Annotated in this window: 5 protein-coding genes (1 of these 5 cut by a window edge); all 5 read right to left on the bottom strand. The window is 35.6% G+C overall.

Annotation, left to right across the window (positions count from 1 at the left end; translation table 11 throughout):
• On the bottom strand, positions 1 to 1,376 hold the 5' portion of the coding sequence (gene gyrA, locus ACUN26_RS23920; RefSeq protein WP_001282862.1) for a DNA gyrase subunit A. It extends 1,096 nt beyond the left edge of the window; 1,376 of the gene's 2,472 nt are visible here — the first part of the coding sequence; its start codon is at positions 1,374 to 1,376; the stop codon falls past the left edge of the window.
• Between the two features lie 88 nt (positions 1,377 to 1,464).
• Complete coding sequence (gene gyrB / locus ACUN26_RS23915) at positions 1,465 to 3,387, bottom strand: DNA topoisomerase (ATP-hydrolyzing) subunit B (RefSeq protein WP_000435980.1); 1,923 nt, start codon at positions 3,385 to 3,387, stop codon at positions 1,465 to 1,467.
• 39 nt (positions 3,388 to 3,426) lie between these two features.
• Positions 3,427 to 4,554, bottom strand: coding sequence for a DNA replication/repair protein RecF (recF, locus tag ACUN26_RS23910; RefSeq protein ID WP_000470741.1), 1,128 nt, complete (start codon positions 4,552 to 4,554; stop codon positions 3,427 to 3,429).
• Between the two features lie 12 nt (positions 4,555 to 4,566).
• Complete coding sequence (gene yaaA / locus ACUN26_RS23905; RefSeq protein ID WP_000821369.1) at positions 4,567 to 4,779, bottom strand: S4 domain-containing protein YaaA; 213 nt, start codon at positions 4,777 to 4,779, stop codon at positions 4,567 to 4,569.
• A 127-nt stretch (positions 4,780 to 4,906) separates the two neighbouring features.
• The gene (gene dnaN / locus ACUN26_RS23900; protein WP_001212897.1) at positions 4,907 to 6,052 is read right to left on the bottom strand and encodes a DNA polymerase III subunit beta; all 1,146 of its coding nucleotides are present in this window, start codon (positions 6,050 to 6,052) and stop codon (positions 4,907 to 4,909) included.
• Positions 6,053 to 6,128: the final 76 nt, after the last annotated feature.

The following is a 6,128-nucleotide window of genomic DNA, read 5'->3' as shown; positions in this document are numbered from 1 at the left end:
AAAATCGCTTTTAATTCAGCAATTAACTTCATTAAGTCTTGATATTCTTGCTCGATTTTTTCACGTTCTAATCCAGTTAAGCGTTGCAGACGCATGTCTAAAATCGCTTGCGCTTGTTTCTCACTTAAACCGAAACGTTCCATTAAGCCCTGCTTTGCAATATCTGCCGTTTTTGAACTACGAATTAACGTAATAACTTCATCAAGATGATCTAAAGCAATTCGTAATCCTTCTAAAATATGAGCACGTGCCTCTGCTTTTTCTAATTCATAAGCAGTACGTCTACGGATTACTACCTTCTGGTGCTCCAAATAATGATATAAGTTTTGTTTTAAATTTAGTACTTGAGGCTCTCCATTTACAAGAGATAACATATTAATACCAAAACTTGTTTGAAGCGCTGTATGTTTATATAAATTATTTAATAGTACATTAGCATTAGCATCACGACGTACTTCCATAACGATACGCATACCATTACGATCTGATTCATCACGTAAATCTGTAATACCTTCAATTTTCTTATCGCGAACTAATTCTGCGATTTTTTCAATTAATCGTGCCTTATTAACTTGATAAGGTAGTTCCGTTACGATAATAGATTGTTTACCGTTTGACTTCTCTTCAATTTCAACCTTAGCACGAAGCATAATAGAACCGCGACCTGTTTCGTAAGCTCTTCGAATTCCACTTCGCCCTAAAATTAAACCTGCCGTCGGAAAGTCTGGCCCAGGAATATATTCCATCAATTCCGCGATAGTAATATCAGGGTTATGACTTAATGCCAGCACACCATCAATTACTTCGCCAAGCTGATGCGGCGGGATATTTGTTGCCATACCAACAGCAATACCTGTCGTACCGTTTACTAATAAATTAGGGAAACGCGCTGGTAATACAATCGGCTCTCTTTCCGAACCATCGTAGTTATCTTGATAATCAATTGTATTTTTTGAAATATCACGTATTAATTCCATAGAAATCTTAGACATTCTTGCCTCTGTATAACGCATTGCCGCTGCTGAATCTCCATCTACAGAACCGAAGTTACCATGCCCATCAACAAGCATATAACGTTGACTGAAATCTTGCGCCATACGTACCATCGTTTCATAAACAGCTGAATCACCGTGGGGGTGATACTTACCAATTACTTCACCAACAATACGTGCTGATTTCTTATACGCTTTATCAGCTGTAATTCCTAAATCATTCATCGCATATAAAACCCTACGATGCACAGGTTTTAATCCATCACGAACATCTGGTAATGCACGAGATACGATAACACTCATTGCGTAATCTAAAAATGAGGTACGCATTTCATGACTAATATTAATTTCTCGAATTCGTGCTTGTTGTTGATTGTCTGACATCAACGAGCACCTCCTCTTACATTTCCGTTACACATACATTGATTTATATGTAGAAGACAGGAATACTTAGATTCCTGTCATTACTCATTTAAATATCAAGGTTTTTCACGTATTTTGCATTCTCTTGGATAAAGTTACGACGTGGTTCCACTTTATCACCCATTAAAATTTCAAACGTTTCGTCTGCTTCTATTGCATCTTGAAGAGAAACTTGAAGTAACGAACGTACTTCTGGATCCATTGTCGTCTCCCATAGCTGAGTTGGATTCATTTCTCCAAGACCTTTATAACGTTGAATTCCTGGTTTCGGCTGGGCTGGTAGCTCAGCTAATATCTTTTCAAGTTCTTTATCGTTATAAGCATATTGAATTTTTTTACCTTGTTGTACTTTAAACAAAGGTGGCTGCGCAATATATATATAGCCACACTCAATGATTTGACGCATATAACGATAGAAGAACGTTAATAATAGGGTACGAATATGCGCACCATCAACATCGGCATCGGTCATAATAATAACTTTATGATAGCGTGCTTTTTCAATATCGAAGTCTCCACCGATATTTGTACCGATCGCCGTAATAATTGTACGAACTTCATCATTTGATAAAATTTTATCTAAGCGTGCTTTTTCAACATTAATAATTTTACCTTTCAGCGGTAAAATCGCTTGGAAATGACGATCGCGTCCTTGTTTTGCAGATCCACCCGCAGAGTCACCCTCTACGATATAAATTTCACTAATTGCGGGATCTTTAGAAGAACAGTCTGCCAATTTCCCTGGTAAACTTGAAACTTCTAAAGCACTCTTTCGGCGAGTTAGCTCACGAGCCTTTTTAGCTGCTACACGCGCACGCGCTGCCATCGTTCCTTTATCTACAACTTTACGTGCAACATTGGGATTTTCCAGTAAGAACTTTTCAAAAGCCTCTGAGAATACTGACTCCGTAATCGTTCTCGCTTCACTATTTCCAAGTTTCGTCTTCGTTTGCCCTTCGAATTGTGGATTTGGATGTTTAATTGACACGATTGCTGTTAAACCTTCACGAACATCTTCACCAGTTAAATTACTATCCGCATCTTTTAAAATGTTATTTTTACGGCCATAATCGTTAATCACACGTGTTAGGGCAGTTTTAAATCCTACCTCATGTGTACCACCTTCATACGTATGAATATTATTTGTAAATGAGTAAATATGATTTGTATATCCTTCGTTATATTGAAGCGCAACTTCAACTTGAATACCATCTTTTGAACCCTCTACATATACAGGCTCTTCATGAATTGGTTGTTTTGAACGATTTAAATGTTCAACATATGATTTAATTCCACCTTCATAGTGGAACTCTTTCTTTTGTTTATGTTCACGTTTATCTTCAATTGTTAATTTAATATTACGATTTAAAAACGCCAACTCACGCATACGAGTCGCTAGCGTATCAAATTCATATTCTGTCGTCTCTTTAAAAATTTCTGGATCCGGTTTAAAGCGAGTTATTGTTCCAGTTTTATCTGTATCACCGATGACTTTTAAATCTGCAACCGGAATACCTCTTTCGTATTTTTGGTAATGAATTTTACCGTCACGATGTACAAATACTTCTAGTTCTGTTGACAAGGCATTTACAACAGATGCACCAACACCATGCAAACCACCAGAAACCTTATAACCGCCACCGCCAAATTTACCACCAGCGTGGAGGACAGTCATAATAACCTCAACTGCAGGACGTCCCATTTTTTCTTGTATACCAACTGGGATACCACGGCCATTATCCGTTACAAGAATACTATTATCTTCTTCAATACTAACGTTAATTTCATCGCAATATCCTGCTAATGCTTCATCGATACTATTATCAACAATTTCCCATACAAGGTGGTGAAGTCCTTTCCCACTCGTAGATCCAATATACATACCTGGACGTTTCCGAACTGCCTCTAGTCCTTCAAGTACCTGTATCTGACTTTCATCATATGCATTTTCTTGCATTTGTTTTTGTTCCATTGACACAAAGATCACCTACTTTTCCATTTAAACAGGGGTTTATGCCCTATCTATTTCACAATCTACCGTGCCGTTCGTTACATGAATTGTTTTCGCATCTTTCAATGTTTCGTGTTCAATTCCGTCGACACTCGTCGTTGTAACAAATGTTTGCACCTTTCCTTGAATTGTATTTAACAGATGTGATTGACGATAATCGTCTAATTCTGATAAAACATCATCCAGCAAAAGGATTGGATATTCTTTAACCTCTGAATAAATCAATTCAATTTCAGCTAATTTTAGGGATAGTGCAGTCGTTCGTTGTTGTCCTTGCGAACCAAAGACTTGAACATTTTTACTATTAACGAAGAATTGTAAATCATCACGATGAGGACCAATTAAAGTCGTACCACGGAAAATTTCACGTTGTTTCACAGATTGAAAACTTTCATAGTATACTTCTTTTATTTTCGACAAATCCATTGATTCTGATACATCTACACTTGGTTTATAAATAATTTCTAATTCTTCTAATCCACGGCTTATACCACGATGAATTGGGGCTGCCCATTCTTGCAGTAAATGTAAAAAATCAAAACGCTTTTGCAATATTTTTGCACCGTGTTCAATCAGTTGCAGTGTAAATACATCCAACATCGTTTCCTCATTTTTACTATTCCCTTGCATTTTTTTTAGCAAGTGGTTTCGTTGCGTGAGCACTTTTTGATATTGACTTAATTCATACAAATAAACAGGAGCTATTTGTCCTAATTCCATATCTAAAAAGCGTCTTCTTACTTGAGGGCTTCCTTTTACAAGATTTAAATCTTCTGGGGCAAACATGACAACATTCATTTCGCCAATATATTGACTCAACTTTTGTTGTTCAAGTTGATTTAATTTTGCCTTTTTACCTTTTTTCGAAATATTTAATTCTAAAGACAAAGAACTATTTCTCTTTTGTAATTTCCCTTTAATTTGACCGAAATCTTCATCCCAACGGATAAGCTCGCGGTCATTGGAGGTTCTATGAGATTTCGCCATCGCTAACACATAAATAGCTTCCATCAAATTTGTTTTCCCTTGCGCATTTTCGCCGATAATTACATTCACTTTATCTTCAAAGGAAAGCTCTAATTTTTCATAATTGCGATAGTTTTTTAATTGTATTTCTGAAATAAACAAAGGGCTCCCCCTTTATGCCTGAACTTGGAAAGTTCCGCTACCCGGAATTTCAATAATATCGTTCGCATATAACTTGCGACCTCTTCTGTTTTCAAGTTCTTGATTCACGTACACTTCATATTCTTGTAAAAACCATTTTACAGCGCCACCTGTATCGATTACATCAGCTAACTTTAAAAATTGTCCTAGTGTAATATACTCTGTTGAAATTTTAATACGTTTCATAAAATCGCTCACTTTCTCAAAGTGTTCATTCTTTCATTGTACTAAATAAACTAGCATTAGGAAAGTAATACCCCAAAATCAAATAAGGGCTACTAGCATCTTTAAACTAGCAACCCTTATTTTCTATCTAGTAAGTACGAACTGGTAAAATTAATTGAGTAATTGAATCATCATTTACTGTACGAATTAAGAATGGTCTCATTGCCCCAGTAAAGCTAATCTTAATCTCTGTACTATCTAAAGCTTTTAATGCATCCATCATATATTTTGCACTAAAAGATATTTTTAATTCTTCTCCATCTACGTTTTCACATTGAACTTCTTCCACTACTTTTCCGATTTCCGGAGAATTAGAAGAGATTTCCAACATTTTTTGTTCTAACGTTGATAATTTTACAACATTATTGCGGCCGTCCCTTGCTAATAGTGAAGCACGATCAATAGCCTGTAGAAATTCTTTTGTATTCACAAAAATATCCGTCTTACTCTCTGCTGGAATTAGACGTGTTGTATCAGGATAATTTCCTTCTAACAATCTTGAGAAGAATAATAAATGTTTTGTACGGAATAATACTTGATACTCCGTAATAACGATATCTACCATTTCTTCCGACTCATCTAGAATTTTACTTAATTCATTTAGGCTCTTACCTGGAATTACAACATTTGCTTGAAACGCATCTGCAATATTATATCCTTCGATTTTTGCTTTTCGAAGTGCTAGTCTGTGACTATCTGTTGCAATACAAATTAATTCGCTGTTATATACCTTCCAGTTTACACCTGTCAAGATCGGTCTTGTTTCCGAAGTAGAAACTGCAAATACAGTTTGTCTAATCATATGTTTAAGTAAGTCTGTTGGAATCTTAAAAACATGATGTTCTTCAATCTGTGGTAATAATGGATATTCAGCAGAATCTAAACCATTTAAGTTAAACTCTGATTTTCCAGATTTTATTTTTGTCATAAAATGATTTTCCACAGAAATTTCGACAGTGTCTTTCGGTAGTTTTTTTACGATCTCACTAAAATATTTTGCTTGTAAAACAATACTTCCTGATTGTCCTATTTCTACAATCTCTTTTCCGTCCTCTTCGACGGGAATAAAGGATTCAATAGAGATGTTTGCATCGCTTCCTGTTAATGTAACCCCTTCTTCAGTAGCGACAACTTTAATTCCTGTAAGAATTGGAATTGTTGTACGAGAAGAAACAGCCTTCATTACATCCTGTACACTTCTTACAAGATAGTCTTTTTGTATTGTAAAACGCATAAAGAAAAACCTCCGGTAAGTATAAGATTTTATTTAATTAATAAAGATAAAAAATAGTAGTAATAGTAATAGGGCT

The organism is Bacillus sp. WC2503 (assembly GCF_052682895.1).
The sequence above is the reverse complement of the archived record's forward strand: the minus strand, read 5'-3'. Positions and strand labels throughout refer to the sequence as shown.

Excerpts from the sequence above, each read along its gene's own strand:
- gyrB (WP_000435980.1), bottom strand. The coding sequence starts at position 3,387 with ATGGAACAAAAACAAATGCAAGAAAATGCATATGATGAAAGTCAGATA.
- yaaA (WP_000821369.1), bottom strand. The coding sequence starts at position 4,779 with ATGAAACGTATTAAAATTTCAACAGAGTATATTACACTAGGACAATTT.
- dnaN (WP_001212897.1), bottom strand. The coding sequence starts at position 6,052 with ATGCGTTTTACAATACAAAAAGACTATCTTGTAAGAAGTGTACAGGAT.